This window comes from Luteolibacter sp., from assembly GCF_058122085.1.
Genome location: NZ_JBIKBQ010000096.1, coordinates 1 through 15,841 on the forward strand (window position 1 = coordinate 1; position 15,841 = coordinate 15,841).

At 62.1% G+C, this 15,841-nt stretch carries 19 protein-coding genes; 7 read left to right on the forward strand and 12 right to left on the reverse strand.

What is annotated here, in order from left to right; all coding sequences use genetic code 11:
- Positions 1 to 187: 187 nt before the first annotated feature.
- On the forward strand, positions 188 to 613 hold the full coding sequence (locus AC4DF4_RS14025; RefSeq protein WP_490048734.1) for a (deoxy)nucleoside triphosphate pyrophosphohydrolase: 426 nt from the start codon (positions 188 to 190) through the stop codon (positions 611 to 613).
- Positions 614 to 645: 32 nt separating this feature from the next.
- Here AC4DF4_RS14025 and AC4DF4_RS14030 read toward each other — a convergent pair whose 3' ends face one another.
- The 8 genes from AC4DF4_RS14030 to AC4DF4_RS14065 all read right to left on the reverse strand — a co-directional run bounded on the left by AC4DF4_RS14030 (position 646) and on the right by AC4DF4_RS14065 (position 7,420).
- Positions 646 to 1,734 (reverse strand): Ldh family oxidoreductase, encoded by a 1,089-nt coding sequence (locus tag AC4DF4_RS14030; protein WP_490048735.1) that lies wholly within the window; start codon positions 1,732 to 1,734, stop codon positions 646 to 648.
- Positions 1,735 to 1,923: 189 nt separating this feature from the next.
- A complete protein-coding gene (locus AC4DF4_RS14035) occupies positions 1,924 to 2,961 on the reverse strand; it encodes a hypothetical protein (protein WP_490048736.1) in 1,038 nt (345 codons plus the stop codon).
- A complete protein-coding gene (locus tag AC4DF4_RS14040) occupies positions 2,958 to 3,461 on the reverse strand; it encodes a hypothetical protein (protein WP_490048737.1) in 504 nt (167 codons plus the stop codon). The genes AC4DF4_RS14035 and AC4DF4_RS14040 overlap by 4 nt, the downstream gene beginning before the upstream one ends.
- A 25-nt stretch (positions 3,462 to 3,486) precedes the next feature.
- The gene (locus tag AC4DF4_RS14045; RefSeq protein WP_490048738.1) at positions 3,487 to 4,323 is read right to left on the reverse strand and encodes a hypothetical protein; all 837 of its coding nucleotides are present in this window, start codon (positions 4,321 to 4,323) and stop codon (positions 3,487 to 3,489) included.
- Between the two features lie 246 nt (positions 4,324 to 4,569).
- Positions 4,570 to 5,070, reverse strand: a complete 501-nt coding sequence (locus AC4DF4_RS14050) for a peptidylprolyl isomerase (RefSeq protein WP_490048739.1) — start codon at positions 5,068 to 5,070, stop codon at positions 4,570 to 4,572.
- A 37-nt stretch (positions 5,071 to 5,107) separates the two neighbouring features.
- Positions 5,108 to 6,271 carry a metabolite traffic protein EboE gene (eboE, locus tag AC4DF4_RS14055; RefSeq protein ID WP_490048740.1) on the reverse strand — a complete coding sequence of 388 codons (1,164 nt, stop codon included), beginning with the start codon at positions 6,269 to 6,271 and terminating at the stop codon, positions 5,108 to 5,110.
- An 85-nt stretch (positions 6,272 to 6,356) separates the two neighbouring features.
- Positions 6,357 to 7,157, reverse strand: coding sequence for a TatD family hydrolase (locus AC4DF4_RS14060; RefSeq protein WP_490048741.1), 801 nt, complete (start codon positions 7,155 to 7,157; stop codon positions 6,357 to 6,359).
- Positions 7,154 to 7,420, reverse strand: a complete 267-nt coding sequence (locus tag AC4DF4_RS14065) for a hypothetical protein (RefSeq protein ID WP_490048742.1) — start codon at positions 7,418 to 7,420, stop codon at positions 7,154 to 7,156. The genes AC4DF4_RS14060 and AC4DF4_RS14065 overlap by 4 nt, the downstream gene beginning before the upstream one ends.
- Before the next feature lie 98 nt (positions 7,421 to 7,518).
- Between AC4DF4_RS14065 and lgt the strand changes: the two genes are divergently transcribed.
- The gene (gene lgt, locus AC4DF4_RS14070; RefSeq protein WP_490048743.1) at positions 7,519 to 8,502 is read left to right on the forward strand and encodes a prolipoprotein diacylglyceryl transferase; all 984 of its coding nucleotides are present in this window, start codon (positions 7,519 to 7,521) and stop codon (positions 8,500 to 8,502) included.
- Between the two features lie 24 nt (positions 8,503 to 8,526).
- Here the strand turns inward: lgt and AC4DF4_RS14075 are convergent, their stop codons facing one another.
- A complete protein-coding gene (locus AC4DF4_RS14075; protein WP_490048744.1) occupies positions 8,527 to 9,546 on the reverse strand; it encodes an ROK family protein in 1,020 nt (339 codons plus the stop codon).
- Between the two features lie 260 nt (positions 9,547 to 9,806).
- Between AC4DF4_RS14075 and AC4DF4_RS14080 the strand changes: the two genes are divergently transcribed.
- Complete coding sequence (locus AC4DF4_RS14080; protein ID WP_490048745.1) at positions 9,807 to 11,087, forward strand: FtsW/RodA/SpoVE family cell cycle protein; 1,281 nt, start codon at positions 9,807 to 9,809, stop codon at positions 11,085 to 11,087.
- Positions 11,088 to 11,096: 9 nt separating this feature from the next.
- Here AC4DF4_RS14080 and AC4DF4_RS14085 read toward each other — a convergent pair whose 3' ends face one another.
- From AC4DF4_RS14085 to AC4DF4_RS14095, 3 genes are all read right to left on the reverse strand, one after another.
- The gene (locus tag AC4DF4_RS14085; protein WP_490048746.1) at positions 11,097 to 12,383 is read right to left on the reverse strand and encodes an MFS transporter; all 1,287 of its coding nucleotides are present in this window, start codon (positions 12,381 to 12,383) and stop codon (positions 11,097 to 11,099) included.
- 77 nt (positions 12,384 to 12,460) lie between these two features.
- Positions 12,461 to 12,871, reverse strand: coding sequence for a hypothetical protein (locus AC4DF4_RS14090; protein WP_490048747.1), 411 nt, complete (start codon positions 12,869 to 12,871; stop codon positions 12,461 to 12,463).
- Positions 12,868 to 13,110 carry an AbrB/MazE/SpoVT family DNA-binding domain-containing protein gene (locus AC4DF4_RS14095; protein WP_490048748.1) on the reverse strand — a complete coding sequence of 81 codons (243 nt, stop codon included), beginning with the start codon at positions 13,108 to 13,110 and terminating at the stop codon, positions 12,868 to 12,870. Before AC4DF4_RS14095 ends, AC4DF4_RS14090 begins: the two co-directional genes overlap by 4 nt.
- 230 nt (positions 13,111 to 13,340) lie before the next feature.
- Here AC4DF4_RS14095 and AC4DF4_RS14100 point away from each other — a divergent pair, with 230 nt between their 5' ends.
- The 4 genes from AC4DF4_RS14100 (at position 13,341) to AC4DF4_RS14115 (ending at position 15,743) form a co-directional block, all read left to right on the forward strand.
- Positions 13,341 to 13,916, forward strand: a complete 576-nt coding sequence (locus AC4DF4_RS14100; protein ID WP_490048749.1) for a Uma2 family endonuclease — start codon at positions 13,341 to 13,343, stop codon at positions 13,914 to 13,916.
- Between the two features lie 213 nt (positions 13,917 to 14,129).
- Positions 14,130 to 14,342, forward strand: coding sequence for a DUF433 domain-containing protein (locus AC4DF4_RS14105; RefSeq protein ID WP_490048750.1), 213 nt, complete (start codon positions 14,130 to 14,132; stop codon positions 14,340 to 14,342).
- Positions 14,339 to 14,656 (forward strand): DUF5615 family PIN-like protein, encoded by a 318-nt coding sequence (locus AC4DF4_RS14110; protein WP_490048751.1) that lies wholly within the window; start codon positions 14,339 to 14,341, stop codon positions 14,654 to 14,656. The genes AC4DF4_RS14105 and AC4DF4_RS14110 overlap by 4 nt, the downstream gene beginning before the upstream one ends.
- A gap of 154 nt (positions 14,657 to 14,810) precedes the next feature.
- Positions 14,811 to 15,743 (forward strand): hypothetical protein, encoded by a 933-nt coding sequence (locus AC4DF4_RS14115; RefSeq protein ID WP_490048752.1) that lies wholly within the window; start codon positions 14,811 to 14,813, stop codon positions 15,741 to 15,743.
- Positions 15,744 to 15,841 lie beyond the last annotated feature (98 nt).

The following is a 15,841-nucleotide window of genomic DNA, read 5'->3' on the forward strand; positions in this document are numbered from 1 at the left end:
ATGGCGAGAAGCCGCTCTTTCTTCCATCCCGTCTTCTCAGCACGGTGCCTTTTGCCGATCCCTGGTGCCTCGTTATTGAAGTCTAGCCTGCCTCGTTTTCTTGCCATGCGAAATTAATACAGGGAAATGTATTTTCGCCTAGGATATTCTGCTAAATGGTATTAAGCCGCACCATGGCGGTTGACTGATGGCGGCCGGTTCCGCCAGATTGTCCGCCATGGTGGATGTGGTTTGCGGCGTGATTGAGAATCCGGATGGGCGGTTTTTGGCCTGCCTGCGTCCGGCGGGAAAGCATCTTGGCGGCTTGTGGGAATTTCCGGGTGGGAAAGTCGATCCCGGCGAATCGCCCCAATCCGCGCTCGTCCGCGAGTTGCAGGAGGAGCTCGCCGTGGGTGTTGAAGTCGGGCTGCCGCTCACGGCGGTGGTCTGGAGCTACGAGGAAAGGACGATCCGGCTGTTGCCGTTCCGCTGCACCATCGTGAGCGGCGAGCTGCGAGCGATCGAGCACGAGAAGCTGTGCTGGTGCCTGCCGGAGGATTTCAACGAGCTCCCGTGGGCTGACGCGGATGTGCCGATCCTGCGGGAAATTCGCGGCTGGATTGCGTCACGTTGAGGTCGTTCAATTTCCCGGCAGGTCGGGATGTCTCAGGCTTGGGCGAGCTTGCTCACGTCCCAGGCGGGCAGGCCGAGTTCCGCGTTGATCTCGTTGAACTCGCCGATTTCCGCTTCGGTGAAGAGCAGGCCGCCGGCGGCGTCCGAGCGCTTGCGGGCGGCGGCTTCGAGCTGGCCGGGAAGCATCGCGGCTTCGTTGCCGTGGCCGAGGATGTCGTCGATGACCGCCTTGAGGTTTTCAATCTGGCTGCGGCCTTGGGCGAAGTTTCCGCCGGACAGGGCGTCCGGGTGGATGACTTGGAAGTAGAAGACGGGCGTGTTCTTCTCGCCCGGGGTCGTGAGCTTGCGGCCCCGGATGGTGGGCAGCGAGCCGCCGATGAGGCCGCCGAAAATTTCGTTGAGCAGCGACATGCCGTAGCCTTTGTGACCGCCGAAGGGAAGGAGGGCTGCAACTTCGTTAGGGTCGTTGGTGGGCTGGCCGTTGGCATCGACGGCGGCGCCGGGAGGGAGCATTTTGCCCTCGCGTTTCAGGGTTTGCACGCGGCCCATGGCGACGGTGGAGGTGGCCCAGTCCATGACGATCGGGAAGCCGTTAGCCGCGGTGCTCGGGATGCCCCACGAATGCGGGTTGGTGCCGAGGGTGGGGGATTTCCCGCTGAAAGGGACGACTTCGGCGAGGGCTGAGGTGCAGTTGGTGTAGGCGAAATAACCGCGCTCTGCGGCTTCCATGACGTAGCCGCCGCCCCAGAGGTAGTGGAAGGCGTTGTCCACGGCGATCTGGGCGATGCCGTATTGGTCGGCGAGCTCGATGGCGCGGTCGATGGCGCGGTAGGCGACCGACTGGCCGAGTTTTTTGTTCGCATTCCAGCGCTCGGAGGCGGGGAAGCGGGATGGGAGAACTTCGATTTCCGCGCCGGGGACGCAGCCGCCGACTCCGGAGCCGAAGAGGTGGTCGAGGTGCAAGGCCTTGAGCGCGTGGTGGGTGCGGATGCCGTGGCGGGCGGCCTCGGCGCAGAGTTTGGCGCCTTCGTCGGCTTCGTCGGCGCTGTAGCCGTGGGATTGATAGGCTTTGGAAACGAGGGCGTCGTGGTCTTGGCGTGGAATGACGAGGAATTCGGACATCGGTTTGTGTTTGTTGGAAAGCCGGGAAATCGTGCCGAAATCAGGACGCGTGTCGAGTCGGATGAAACGCGGATTTCCGGCGACGGGCCGGCGGGGCGAAAAAATTGACCGGCCGGCGGATCAGGAGGGTGCCGGGGGGCTGCATCCTCCGATCGAACGCCGACCGGTCGTTTTTTCGGGGGGGGGTGCTTACGGCGCGGCGAGGTCCGCGGTGTCGTCGGTGAAGTTGGTCTGCATCGCGTTGATGGTGATGGTTCGATCCACCGAGAAGGTGATAGGCGGGCAAAGCAGCTCGGTGCCAAAGACGGTCTCGCTCATGAGCGCCACGGTGTAGGTTCCGTTTTTGGTGAACTTGGTGCCGAGGTCGGTGACTTCGAGGATCTTGCTAACAGTCTGATCGCGGTCCACCGGGAAGGCTTTGGCGATGACGCCCTGCGCGCCGTTGACCGCGGTGCCCTCGTAGAGCATCAGATAGGTGTCGCTGCGCGGGTAGAGGTCGTTGAGGTTGAGCTGGATCTTCGGGATGTCGAAGCGGAGTTCCTGACCCTCGGTGATGCCGAGGATCTCACCCGAGGCGACGGGCCAGACCTGCACGTGAGTCGAGGCGATCTGGGTCTGGGTGATGGTGCCGTCGGAAAGGGCGTGAATGATGAAGTGTTCTTCACCACTGGCCTTGGTCGGATCGGCCGCCTTGAGCGAGGAGGCTGCGAACTTCAGCACGGTTTTGCCGTTCTCGGAGATATACGCGGAGTAGTGCGGGGTGGTTGCGGCCACCGCGGTGCGGTCGAGCGATATTTGTCCTTCCGCGTAGGATTGGACGTGATGTTCGAGCAGGACCTTGGTGGCGGCATCCGGCAGACCGATGCCAGTCAACAAGTCGGCCACCTCGATTTCCACGGAAAACGGCTGGTCGACCCGCGTGCGGGTGACAAGGGTGTAGGGATCGAGGGTGGTGATCTTGATGTCCGCTTTCGGCAGATAGGCGCTGACGAGCTTCTGGTCGAGCAGATAGTCCTTCGCCTGGTTTTGCTCGATGGTCCAGAGTTGGAACAGGGAGCCGTTGGTTTCGAGCGTCATGGCGGAGGGGCCCATGCCGCTGCGCGCGACGGGCATGTCCCAAACGACGCCGGTTCCTTGCTGGGTCTGGCGGATGAAGTTCACGTAGGGGCCGGTTGCGGCGGAGGCGTGGGTTGAGAGGGCGGCGAGTAGTAGTCCGAGAAGTTTCATTGGAGGGTGGTTGTTGGGGTTGCCGGAGCGAGGCGGACGGAGATCGGCCCCTGGCGGTGGGTGGCGATGACGATCTTCTTCTGCGTTGCCCAGTAGGCGACGCGCTCGGGGGGGAGCGCTTCTTTTCCGGCGGCTTGGTCGAAGGAGACGTCGTTGGTGGTGATCCAGGCCCGGTTCCGGGTGAGGAAATCATTCCACGGGAGAAGCGTTCCGACCGGGTCGGCATTCACGCGGCTTTCCATCGCCTGCGGGAGAAAGATCACCGCTCCCTTGGGGATGAGGGTCCAGCTTTTCCCGTCGTTCAGAACCACCGATTGCTTGATGATGGATTGGTCGTTAGGACGGCTGGTGGCCGCCTCACCCTGTGCGGGCGTTTGCAAGCGGATCATGGGCGTGCCTTGCTGCAGCTTGGCGAGTTCTTCCGGCGTGATGCGGGGAAGGACCGGCGCCGCGGCGAGGGCGCTGCTAGCCAGCGCACAGAGGATGAGTGCGGTTTTCATTTTGGGGGGAGTCTTTGGGGGATCGTTATTCGAAGGTGACGAGCACCGCGAGATCCTGGAGGTCGAAGCCGTAGTGGGTCGCGTCGGTTTGGCCGAGCTCCATGAGCACGAGGAACTCGCGGTTGCCGATTTTCACCGTCTTGCCATCCATGGCGAGGTAGGGCTTGAGGAAGTCCTCAAAAAGGGACTGCTGGAAGGCTTGGTTGGTGGCTGGAATCGAGTCTCCGTTCTTCAGCATGAGAACATTCGGCGTGCTCTTGGCGGTGGTGTAGAGCGGGAGCCAGGCCTTGTCAAAATAGCCCCGGCCGCCGAAGTTGATGATGTCGCCGGCCTTGACCTTTTTGTCGAGAACGACCTTGGCGGGGTTGATCTTGGCTTGCTGGCCGGAGAAGATCTTGGCCCATGAGGAGTTGTTTATGCTCCACACGGCTTCGACGGGAAGGTCGTAAGTTTTGTTGGATCTCCGGATCTCGTCGTCTTCGGTGGCGTTGTCGATCCCGTCGCTCGTGGTTCCGGAGCCTTTGGCGGGGTTGCTCGAGTCCACTCTGTCGTAGTTGTTGCCGCCGCCATTGTTGTCCTTGGCTTGCTGGAACGAAGCTCCTAACACGCGAACCCGCATGGTGAGGTCATCCTTCGGTTTGAGGATGTTGGGTGAGACGACTTCCAGGACCTCGGTGATGCCGGTCTTGTAGTGGATTTGCCAGTCGAGTTGAGAGAAACTGCCGACGCGGACCAAAGTGCGGTCGATGTCGAGCTTTCCGGTTGGGATCGTTTCTTCGGCGGAGACGGACTGGAGTGAGCAAAGGCATGCAAGCAAGCCGATGGCCAATTGTCCGCCACGGGGGGGGTGGTGGTGTTTCATGTTGTTGGGGGGTGGTTTCCTCTTGCGAGTCAACGCAGCGATTGAATGCCCGCCCCGGACAAAATTCAAGAAATCGGATATAAGTTACGCGATCGCGTAGGGTGAGCGAGAATCGCCCATGGGCTCGTTGGTTATGTAACTGCCTTGAAACGAGCACTTTGAAGCTGAAATGAAAAATCCCCATCCCGCGTCGTGACGGCGGAATGGGGAGATGGAGATATTCAACCAATACTAACAAAAATGAAATTAGCGGTCGAGAATCGAGTTCCAATGTTCGAGATTGTCCTTCTGCGACTCGAACAAAGCGGTGGTGTCCTCGTGGATGGTGACGGAGTTGATCTTGTCGCCCTTGACGATCTTGTTGACCACGTCTTGCCCGGTGATGACCTCGCCGAAGACGGCGTGTTTGCCGTCAAGGTGCGGGGTCGGAAGGTGGGTGATGAAGAACTGGCTGCCGTTGGTGTTAGGTCCGGCGTTAGCCATGGAGAAGATGCCCGCCTTGTCGTGCTTGAGCGAGCGGTCGATCTCGTCGGCGAACTTGTAGCCGGGGCCGCCGGAGCCGGTGCCGGTCGGGTCGCCGCCCTGGATCATGAAATTGGGGATCACGCGGTGGAAGGCGACGCCGTCGTAGTAACCGCGCTTGGCGAGGTTGAGGAAATTGGCGCAGGTGACCGGGACTTGCGAGGCGAAGAGCCGGGCGTTGATGTCGCCGGCGGAGGTGTGGATGGTGATTTTGATGTCAGACATGGCCGGCAGGAAACACCGGATTTGACCGTCTGGCAACTCATGCGTTTGCCAATACCCACGCGTATTCCCCTGCGATTTGTTCCTCGACCGGACGCTGCAAGTCATCCGGCAGCACGCCCCAGGTGTAGGTTTCGATCTCGTAATGCGGGCAGGCGGCGGGGTGGGATTTACGCCAGCGGAGCACCTCGGCCGTCTGGTCGCGGGTCGAGCGCAAGGGCGCGGCGGGCTCGGCATCGAGCGGGATGTGGAAATGGACGCGCATTTCCTCGAACGCCGCCGGGTCGATTTCGTGATTTCCCGCGGCGCTGAAAAACGCGGGCAAGTCGATAAATCGCGTGATCCCGCCATCCGCCCGCCGCAGCAGGACCTGATGGAAATAAACCGGCTCGTCGAAGGGGCGGATCGCCGCGAGCGCCGCCGGGTCGCGCGGATCGAGTGCCAGCGCGCTGGAGAGGTGGATCTTGGAAATCCGGATGCCGGCGGCGGTCAGCGCGTCGAGCGATTCGCGGGCGGTGTCGTATTCCAGCGCGAAGTGGCAGGCGTCGTAGTTCACGCCGATCCGGCGGCGGATGGTTTCAACGTCCGGTGCCGCCGCGTGCAGGCGCTCGAAAAACGCGAGCGTTTCCTCCGTGTTTTCGAAATGCCCGAGCGGTTCCGGTTCCAGGCCGAGGTGGAAATCGTGCCCGGTTTCCGCAGCCAGCATTTCCAACCAGTCCGCCAGTTCGATCAAGTGGCGGACAATCACCGATTCATCCGCGCCAAAGGTTTTGTGAGATCCCGGCAGCGTGGAAACCGACGCTCCCGTCCCCGGCCGCGCGACCACCGCCAGAATCCGGAACAGATCCATCGTGTAATCCACCCGCGCGCGCTCCGTCCAATCCGGCTTGAAAACCTGCTCCTTCACCCGCGTGCCGTGGAAGCTGCCGTAGGGAAAGCCGTTGATGGTGAAAACGTAGGTGTTCGTCTCCGCCAGCCAGTCCTTGAACTCCGCCAGATTTTCACCCGCCAGAAGCTCCTGTGCCGCCACCGCCGAGAGCCGCAGGCCGATGGCGAAGGCCTCGTTCGCGCCTAACGAGCCCGCCGCCCGCAAGCGGTCGCGCACGGCTAGCACGTGCGTGCGCAGCACCGCGAAGGTCTCCGCCCAAGTTTCCGCCGGGTGGATGTTGGTGCAGTAGGAGAGGTGGGACGGGTGAAATTTCATGGGAGTGGGGTGTTGCCGGAGTGCGGAGGGCTTTCGGACTGCGGGGACACGTCCCCGCAGTCCGAAGGACTGTCATCCGCGGCACTCATGCCACAAACCTCGGCGACTGGCTGAGGAACCTGCGGGGGTTCTGGTAGATGATCTGCTCGATCTGCTCCGCGGTGTGCTTGCGGCGTTTCATTTCGAGCGCGCACTTGGGCACGGCGAGGGGGTCGGAGTGGCCCCAGTCGCAGGCGGAGTTCATCCACAGCCGCTCGGTGCCGTAGATTTCGAGCATGTCGATGGCGCGGTTCGGCGTGCACTTGCTTTCCGGATAGAGCGTCATGCCGGCCCAGTAGCCGGCGTCGAGGACGTGGGAAATCGTGTGTTCCTCGACGTGGTCGATGATGACTTTCCCGCGGTCTAACTTTGAGAACGAGGCGAGCGAATCGAGGATCAGCCGGGTGCCCTTGAGCTTGTCCTCGAGGTGGGGCGTGTGGATCAGGATCGGTAAATCGCGGTCGAGCGCGAGCTGCACGTGCTCCTCGAAGATCGCCAGCTCGTTGCGGGTGTTCTTGTTCAGCCCGATCTCGCCGATGCCTAACACCGTCGGGCGATCGAGGAACTGCGGGATCAGGCTCATCACCTCGCGGGCGAATCCCGGATCGTCGGCTTCCTTCGGGTTGATGCAGAGCCACGAGTAATGCTTGATGCCGTATTTCGCCGCGCGCTTCGGCTCATACTCGGTGAGCTGGCGGAAATAGTCGTGAAATCCGTCTGCGGACGAACGGTCGAAGCCGGCCCAGAAGGCGGGTTCGCAAATCGCCTCGCAGCCTGCGAGCGCGAGTTTCTCGTAGTCGTCGGTGGTCCGGCTGACCATGTGGGCGTGGGGCTCGATGTATTTCACAGGGATGGCGGCGCTCCGGTGGCGCCTTGGAAGGGCGCGGTTTGGGGAAGATCGGTAGTGTGGTCCGAGAAGGATTCCAAGACGGCTTTCGCGCGGTCGGGGCGGTCGGAGAAGAGAATCGGCAGCGCGGTTTTCAAGGCGGCGAGGCGATAGTCGTCCTCGCCCGGATGGCGGTCGATCCGGTCGAGAAACGCGGCGAGGTTGATGAGCATGTGACGCGCATCGATGAATTGGAGGTCGAGGAGTTCCTGCTTGCTCGGCATGCGCGGACTTTATGAGGGGATTTTCAAATTCCCATCCCGAAAAGCAGGGGATTTGATCACGGCTTGCTAGCCGGACTGGGATCGTGTGTGCTGCCGCCGTGTTTGCGACATACGTGCATGATTTGAATCCGGTGGCGCTGCCGATTTACGGCGGGCTGGCGTTGAGGTGGTATGGACTGGCCTATCTGGCGGGTTTCGTCGCGGGTTTCCTGCTGCTGCGGAATCTGGCGCAGCGCGGCTTGTGGGTGATGAAACCGGAAAAAGTCGGCGACTTCATCGCGGCCTGCGCGTTGTTCGGCGTGTTTCTGGGCGGGCGGCTGGGGTACATCTTTTTCTATCAAATCCCGAAAGCCGGGTGGGATGGGCTGGCGCATGATCCGCTGCTGGTTTTGCGCGTGTGGGAAGGCGGGATGGCCAGCCATGGCGGGATTCTCGGACTGGCGGTCTTCACCTGGGTTTACGCGAAAAAGCACCAGGTCTCGTGGGCTGGTCTGGCCGACGGCTTGTGTGTGGTCGGGCCGGTCGGGCTGTTCTTCGGGCGGGTGGCGAATTTCATCAACGGCGAGCTCTACGGCCGGGTGGCGAACGGCGTGCCGTGGGCGGTCAAGTTTCCGATGTCGCTGGTCGAGGAGTCCGATGAAACCCAGGCGATCGCGTGGCAGGCCTGCACCCGCATGGAGCCGTCGCTGGCGGATGCGAAAACGCTCGATCCGCTGATCGCCGCCGCCCGCGAGAACCCGCAGATCTCGAACATCCTCGGGCAATATCTCCAGCCGCGGCATCCGTCGCAGATTTACGAGGCCTTGCTGGAAGGCGCGCTGCTTTTCGCGATTTTGTGGATCGTGCGGGTGCGTTTCCCCAAGGCACCGGCGGGCCTGATCACCGGCTTGTTTTTCGCGCTTTACGCGGTTTTCCGGATTTTCGGCGAGCAGTTCCGCGAGCCGGACGCAGCGATGGTCGGCTTCCTCACCAAAGGGCAGTTCTTCTCGTTCTTCATGTTCCTCTTCGCCGCGCTGTTTTTCGGCCACGCTTGGCGGGGGTGGAAGAATGAGGAGAGTCGACGTTCCGTCGACCCGGGTTGACCAAAGGTCCACCCTTCTGATGCCTCACTGGAACATTTCCTGCGCGGTGTAGGCCATGCCGATCGCCGCCGCGGCATCGCCGCCGACCGCCCATTCGAACTGGGTCGTGATGACGTTCGGGTCGAGCGGGCTGTGGCGGTAAACCGGCCAGGCGCGGTCGGCGAAACCTTCCTCGATCCACACCATGTATTGGTCGCGGAACGAGGCTTCCGCCAAGCCGCCGCCGATGACGACCAAGCCGGGATCCAGCGTGCGGACCATGTCGGCGATGGCGTAGCCGAGGATGAATCCCTGTTGTTTGAAAATCTGCACCGCGAGTGGGTCGCCCTTTTCGGCGAAATCCCGGAGTTTGAAGGCTTTTTCCTCCACCGGCGCGGGGTCTTGGTTGAGCGCGTGGTCCGCCCATTCCGGCTTGGCCAGTTCGAGCCGCAGGCGGCGGCGGAGCGCGACGAGCGAGACCCATGCTTCGGCGCAGCCTTTGAGGCCGCAGGAGCAAACCGGCAGTTCGCCATCGTCCTCGCGGAAGGGCACGCTGATGTGACCGACTTCCAGCGCGAGACCGTTCGCGCCCTCGTAGCTGCGGCCGCCGGGGAGCACGAAGCCGCCACCCAGACCGGTGCCCGGAGCGACCAACAACAGACTGCCGAGGTGCTTGCGGCGGAGCGCGTATTCGCCAATCGCGGCGGCGTTGCAATCGTTGGTCATGTGGACCGGCACGCCGCTGCGGGCGGAAAATTTCCCCTGGATGTCGGTGCCGACCCAGTCTTCACCGAGATTCGCGCGGCCCCAGATGACGCCTTCGCTGCTGGGCGCGGGCACGTCCAGACCGATGCCGGCGATGGCGCTGCGGTCGATGCCGGCTCCGGCGGCGAGTTGGTCGAGCGCGTTGTCGAGCTGGCCGAAAGTCGCTTCGTAGCCGTTTTTGACCAGGCTGCGGACCTCGACCAACGGCCCGGTTTGCTCGGCGTGATGATTGACCAGAACGGCCTTGACGGTGGTGCCGCCGATGTCGAGGCCAGCGTAGTAGGAGGGATCGTTTGCCATGCCAGTAAGCTGTTTTCCCGGGGACGGGGTGTCAAGAAATTGGGGCGGAGCTGAAGAGTCATAATGGTCTGGACTGCTCCGACATGTCGGAGCTTTCCCACTGGCCGACATGTCGGCCAGTGGGAAAGCGGGGTCATGCCCCCGCAGTCCGAAAGGATGGAGCACATCTCTCGCCTCGCAAGGGCTTCCCCCCCTTGCAATTACAGACTATTCCAACCGCATGTGATCATGGCTGCCCACCAGTTTCCGTTCCACCCGACTTGGGTGGCGGCGCCAAGGTGAAATTTCACGCCCGCCTTGCCATGGGGGGCGGGAGGCGTATGTTCGCCGGCGAGTCTGACATGACGCCGTTTTTGAGGAAAATTCTGGGGGTGAACTGGGTGCTCGTACTGGTGATGTACGGGCTCCTGATCTTCGGCGTGTTCATGATCGAGAGCGCGGCGCGGCACGTTTCGATGACCAAGGAGAATCTCGCCCACTTCGGCAGCGCGGGGGCTTATTTCGCCTCGAAGCAGAAGACGTTCATCCTGATCGGGAGCATCGCTTATTTCGTCGCGGCGTTCATCGACTACCGGTGGATCCGCTGGCTGGGAATCCCGTTTTACCTCGTCAGCATGGCGCTAATGATCGTGGCGATGCAGCAGGACGACTCGGTGCACCAGTTGAAGCTGGGCGGGTTTTCGTTCCAGCCCGCGCAGCTCGGGATCACCTCGGGGATTCTGCTGATTGCCTGGCTGGTGCAGGATTTGCCGAAGCTCCACCGCTGGTTTGGCGCGCCGTTCATCCGCATCGGGATCATCGGGCTGGTCGCGGCGGTGCCGTTTCTGATGGTGATGAAAATGGGCGACATGGGTTCGGCGCTGGTCTGGATTCCGGTGGCGATCGTCGCGCTGCTCATCGGCGGCATTCCGTTCCGTTATCTCACATGCATGTCGTTCTTCGGCGCGGGGATCATTCCGCTGCTGTATTTCGTGGCGCTGCCCTTGGTTTCCAAGCGTGGCCCGGAGCGGATCGACGTCTGGCTGCGCATGATGCAGGGCCGCGAGGTCGACATTAATGGCGACGCCTACGCGCCTCACAACGTCTCGATGGCGATCGGCAAGGCGGGCTGGAAGGGTGCCGGTCACAACGCGAGCGCGGAGCAGGGGTCGCTGCACGCCAGAGGCTTCATCCCGCGGGAGACCGCGCACAACGATTACGTGTTCGGCGTGATCGGCGAGGAACTGGGTTTTCGCGGCGGTTTGTTGCTGCTCACGGCGTTCGCGCTGCTTCTCGTGCAGGGGCTGTTCATCGCGTTTTACAGCCGGGATGTGTCCGGGCGTTTGCTGGTGTGTCTGGTGGTGGCGTTGTTTTTCGCGCACGTTTTCGAGAGCATCGGGATGTGCGTGCTGATCATGCCCATCACCGGGATCCCGCTGCCGCTGGTGAGTTACTCGGGCACCTTCGTGGTGATTTGCATGTTCCTGCTGGGCCTGGTGCAGAGCGTCTGGATCCACCGCCACCGCAAGCCGCAGCTGCAAATCGAGCCGGCGAACGCGTGACCCGCGCCGTCAGGCGGCGCGTTTGAGCAACCGGTTCGCTCCGGCGAACAGCAGCAGCGCGACGAGCGCGAAGGCGGGGACCTGCCAGAAAAACGCCGCGCGCAATGCCGCGCCGGGCGGGTGGTCCGGGAAATGCGCGAGCAGTCGCGAGAAGCCGAGGCTGAAAAGCCCGTAGCCGAGGTTGAACGCGAGGCCTTTGACCGAGAGCACGGTGGCGCGCCTGCCGGAATCCGCCAGGCCGTGGAGCGCCCGGCTGACCGTGAAACCGAGGTAACCCAGCGTGGTCATGAGAAGCATCGCGGGCAGCAGGCCGAACAGCGGCCAGCCGGGAACGAGCGCGGTTAGTCCGAGCAGGGAAATCCCGGCGGCGATGCCGAGATTGGTCAGCGTGCCGAAGCGGTGGTTGAGGTTTTTAGCGATGCCCGGCACGAACCAGCCGAGCACGCCGATCGCCGCGCCGATGAAGCCGAAGCTCCACTCCGGCAGCTCGATGAGCCGGTAATAACTGCTGGTGAGGGTCGCGAAATTCCTGACGATTGAATCGATCGCGAGGCCGATGACCACCACGACCAAAGTCCGCGGGTGGGTGAACACCCAGCGCGCGGTTTCCAGTGTTAGCTTCCAGGCGTTCTGGCAGGAACTCCCGAGTCCGGCCGCCGTATGGCGCGGCGGCTCGACCATCCGCAGGGTGATCCCCAAACAGACGAGCGCCTGGCAAAGCACCACGGCGACTGGCAGACGGTGGGCGACCTCGTGCGAGAGCTGGAAGCCCGCGGGCAGCAAGCGGTTCAGCGGCTCCGGGTCATAGATCAAGCCGCCGAGGACCATCGCGACGACGAAGCCGACCGAGCGCCAGCGCATGGTGGTGGCGAGCAGTTTGTCCCACGCATCCGCCCGCGCGTTTTCCGGCAGGGAATCGTAGGCGAGCGCCTCGTCCGCGCCGCTGGCGCAGGCTTCCGACAAGCCGGAAAGCACCCGGTTCAGGACGCACAACGCGACCAACACGGCCCCGCCGCCGCGAGGCGCGAGCAGCAGGCAGAGCATTTCCAACACCATGAGCCCCGCCGCGGCGATCAGCAATTTCCGCCGCCCGAGCGTGTCCGCCAGCGCGCCCGAGGGGACCTCGAACAGCAGGATCGTCGTCGCCCAGATGAGGTTGAGCAGGACGAATTGGTCGAGCGTCAGCCCGAGGTCGAGAAACAGGATCGCCAGCACCGGGTAGTAGGCGCGGGCGTTGTAAAACACCGTGAAGACCACGAAGCGCCGCGGGTTTCCAGTCAGATCGGCGGCGGGCATGCGTGGGGCGTATCAGACGCAAGCCGCCCCCGGAAGCGAAACCCGGAGAGGGAAACATTCCGGACCACTCCGCCGCCTCAACCGAGTCCCTCGCCGATCAAAAAATCGCGCGGCGTGTTCACCCGCATCCCGTAAACCGTCGTCCCGAGCAGCAGGCCGAAATCGCCTTTGTCCAGAGTCAGCAACACCTCGCTCCTGGCGGCCAGCGCGGAAATCAGCACTGGCTTGTCTTTGGAGGCGGCGAGCAGCAATGGCTTCCGGCTGGTCAGAGCATTGGGAATCCACTCGACCTTGGACTGCATGCCCGGCCATGTCAGGGCTGCTTCCGCTCCGAGTTTCCCGATGTTCCTGCTCGTTTCCGCGCGGCAATAGCTGGCCGAGATCAAGTGCCAGCCGCGATCGGGAGCGATTTCCGTGATCAACCGGGACAGCGACTTTGCCGATCCGCAGGCGGAAAGCAGCACGCTGCTATCCAGGAAAATCCTCACGCTTTCCCGGCCTTCCTCCAGATGGATTCGGCATCCGTTTCATCTTCCGCGATCCAGCCCCGCAAGGTTTCCTCGGGAATATCGCGCACGGGCAGGGCTTCCGCCGGTTGCAGGAAAATCCCGCCGTCCCTGAGTTCCACCAGCATCATCGGGTGTTCGGCCGCATCCAGCCCCAGTTTCCGGCGCATGTCCGGCGGCAAGGTGATGGTGCCTCGTTTGGAAACTGGAATACTTGTCATGCAGTAATGCTGTAATGCGGCATTGCGAGTGTCAAGTCGGCGGTGAGGACTGCTCCGACATGTCGGAGCTTTCCCACTGGCCGACATGTCGGCCAGTGGGAAAGCGGGGACATGTCCCGCGCCGTCCGCACCTCTCCCGCCGTCCCGGAATCCGACTGAGACAGTCGGAACACATTTGAGAACCCATTCCACAGGTTGCCAGCCCGCATTCGTCCTGCTACCGTCCCGCCATGACCACACTGAGGCCGCCGGATTCCATCACGGTGAGCGACTATCTCGCAGGCGAGGAAATCAGCGACACGAAACATGAATACCTGGGTGGCACCGTCCACGCCATGGCGGGCGCTACGATCCGCCACAACAACATTGCCTTGAATTGCTTGGCAGCGCTACACGGAATGCTGCGGGGTAAATCCTGCCAGCCCTTTAACAGCGACACCAAGGTCCGCATCGAGTTCCCCGACCACAGCCGCTTTTACTACCCGGATGCGATGGTCGTCTGCCAATCGAATCCGGATTCCGCTCATTTCCAGACTCAACCCGTCGTCATCATCGAGGTCCTCAGTGACTCCACCCGCCGTGCGGACCTCGGCGAGAAGCGCGACGCCTACCTCACGATCCCCTCGTTGAAAGTCCTGCTTTTCGTCGAGCCCGAGGCCCCAGCTGTCACTCTTCACCGCCGCCTGCCGGAAGGGGGATTCACCATCGAGCGCCACAGCGGGCTGGATGCCATCATCCCGCTGCCGGAAATCGAGGCTTCCTTGGCCCTTGCGGATCTCTACGAGCGAGTCGAGTTCGCCCTGTAATCCCCTGAGAAGGCAGGGTCCGAAGCCAGTGAGTTGATGAAGGTCGCTATTTTGGCGCGTGGATTGCCACGAATCCCGCGCAGCGCTTCAATGGCCTCGGCGCGCAGGAAAATTTCAGACCGTTCGATCACTTGGCATCCGGGTCGGGCAAAGGGGCTGAGAGGGGGGAGAGGCGGGATTGACAGTGTCAGCGGGGCTGCCTACGTTTGATGCGTGGACACCAAGGATTTGATCACCACCGACCCGGACATTCTGGGTGGAACCCCTGTTTTCAAAGGAACGCGCGTGCCCGTAAAAACGCTCTTCGATTATCTTGAGAACAACTACACCCTTGGGGAGTTCGTGGAGTGCTTTCCGTCCGTGAGCCGCGAAGCTGCACGCGCCTTGCTGGAGAGGTCTGAATCCGTCCTTCTGGCCGTAGCGTGAGGATCTTGCTCGACGAGTGCGTTCCGTGGCCAATGCACAAACTGCTCGCCGGGCATGACTGCACCTCCACGCAATGGCGGGGCTGGGGCGGAATCAAAAACGGCGACCTCATCCGTCTGGCAGAGCAGGAATTCGACATCTTCATCACTTCGGATCAGAACCTCCGCTATCAGCAAAATCTCGCGGGCCGGGGCCTCGCCATCCTTGAGCTTTCGACCAACGACCTTCGCCGCATTCTCGCCGCCTCCAGCGACATCGTGGCCGCCGGCGCCACCACCGGCGCTGGTGAATACCGGCATTTGGAGATCCCATGATAGAGTGCAGGCGGGAGGATGATCGGTAATCGATTTTGGCAAAGGCGATCAATGTATGAAAATTCGCGTCGATTCGCGGTTGCCTCTCTCAAAATGAGTTCCCCCGCGGGAAAAAGGCTTGCAGCACGGCGGGATAACAGGCCGGCCTATCAACATGCCCCTCAAATCGCTGCTTCTTCCCCTCGTCTGGGCGACGTCACTCACGCTGGCCTGCGCCAACACCGCGCCGACGGTCGTCATCCAGTCCGCCGCCATGCGGCCGGGCACCACGCTGATGGATGTGGCCTATCGGGTGAACGACCCGGACGACGCCACCGTGAAGACCCGCGCGCTGGCCTTTGTCGACGGCGTGCGCTCGTTCGCCAATGTCCTCAAGCCGGTCACCTTCGTCGAAGGCACCGCCGCCAAGCTCGGCGATGCGATCCCCAGCAACACGGATCACACGCTCACCTGGGATGTGGCGGCGGATTGGAACATTGATTTGGGACAGATCAAATTCGAGGTGTTGGCGATGGATGCGCGGGGACTCCTGCCATTTGACTGGATTACGATTCCGGCGGCGGACGGGAAACCGGAGCTGACGATCAGCAAGAACTCGCCGACGGATGCCGAAGTGCTGAATTCTTTGTTCTGGCAATATGCAATTGGGGATTCCGGGCTTTCGCTGGCGAACGGGATTCTGACCGGTAATGCCAGCACTGGGGTTTTTGATCAAGTGATTCTGTCCAATGGCAGTTTACTACAAGTCTATTCGACGCCTTTTGTATTCAAGCGGATGAATCTGGATCCAGATGATGGAATTCTGGCAACTTCGGCTCGTGCTGGTTTAATCGCTCCTCAGGGATGGCATGCCGCCAACCGTTCATACTCAGGTCTTTCCATCTTGCTCGGCTGGGGAAGCAATAGTTCCGGTCAGAGCGCCATCCCAGCCGGGTTGAATGGAGTCACCGCCATCGCCGCAGGCCAATACCATAGTCTCGCGCTCAAGAGCGACGGCACGGTGCTTGGTTGGGGAGGCAATAACTTTGGTCAAACCACGCCCCCCCCACGGCGGATTCTTGCACGGGTCATCGGCGGGGTGAGGTGATGGTGGCGAAGGCGTGGCGGTTGTTGAAGCGGCGCATGTCGTCATGGAAGTCCTTCAACGTCGATTGCCGCTTGTTTTTGCGCCCACGCCGCCAGTCG

Excerpts from the sequence above, each read along its gene's own strand:
- AC4DF4_RS14025 (WP_490048734.1), top strand. The coding sequence starts at position 188 with ATGGCGGCCGGTTCCGCCAGATTGTCCGCCATGGTGGATGTGGTTTGC.
- AC4DF4_RS14030 (WP_490048735.1), bottom strand. The coding sequence starts at position 1,734 with ATGTCCGAATTCCTCGTCATTCCACGCCAAGACCACGACGCCCTCGTT.
- AC4DF4_RS14035 (WP_490048736.1), bottom strand. The coding sequence starts at position 2,961 with ATGAAACTTCTCGGACTACTACTCGCCGCCCTCTCAACCCACGCCTCC.
- AC4DF4_RS14040 (WP_490048737.1), bottom strand. The coding sequence starts at position 3,461 with ATGAAAACCGCACTCATCCTCTGTGCGCTGGCTAGCAGCGCCCTCGCC.
- AC4DF4_RS14045 (WP_490048738.1), bottom strand. The coding sequence starts at position 4,323 with ATGAAACACCACCACCCCCCCCGTGGCGGACAATTGGCCATCGGCTTG.
- AC4DF4_RS14050 (WP_490048739.1), bottom strand. The coding sequence starts at position 5,070 with ATGTCTGACATCAAAATCACCATCCACACCTCCGCCGGCGACATCAAC.
- eboE (WP_490048740.1), bottom strand. The coding sequence starts at position 6,271 with ATGAAATTTCACCCGTCCCACCTCTCCTACTGCACCAACATCCACCCG.
- AC4DF4_RS14065 (WP_490048742.1), bottom strand. The coding sequence starts at position 7,420 with ATGCCGAGCAAGCAGGAACTCCTCGACCTCCAATTCATCGATGCGCGT.
- AC4DF4_RS14075 (WP_490048744.1), bottom strand. The coding sequence starts at position 9,546 with ATGGCAAACGATCCCTCCTACTACGCTGGCCTCGACATCGGCGGCACC.
- AC4DF4_RS14085 (WP_490048746.1), bottom strand. The coding sequence starts at position 12,383 with ATGCCCGCCGCCGATCTGACTGGAAACCCGCGGCGCTTCGTGGTCTTC.
- AC4DF4_RS14095 (WP_490048748.1), bottom strand. The coding sequence starts at position 13,110 with ATGACAAGTATTCCAGTTTCCAAACGAGGCACCATCACCTTGCCGCCG.
- AC4DF4_RS14100 (WP_490048749.1), top strand. The coding sequence starts at position 13,341 with ATGACCACACTGAGGCCGCCGGATTCCATCACGGTGAGCGACTATCTC.
- AC4DF4_RS14115 (WP_490048752.1), top strand. The coding sequence starts at position 14,811 with ATGCCCCTCAAATCGCTGCTTCTTCCCCTCGTCTGGGCGACGTCACTC.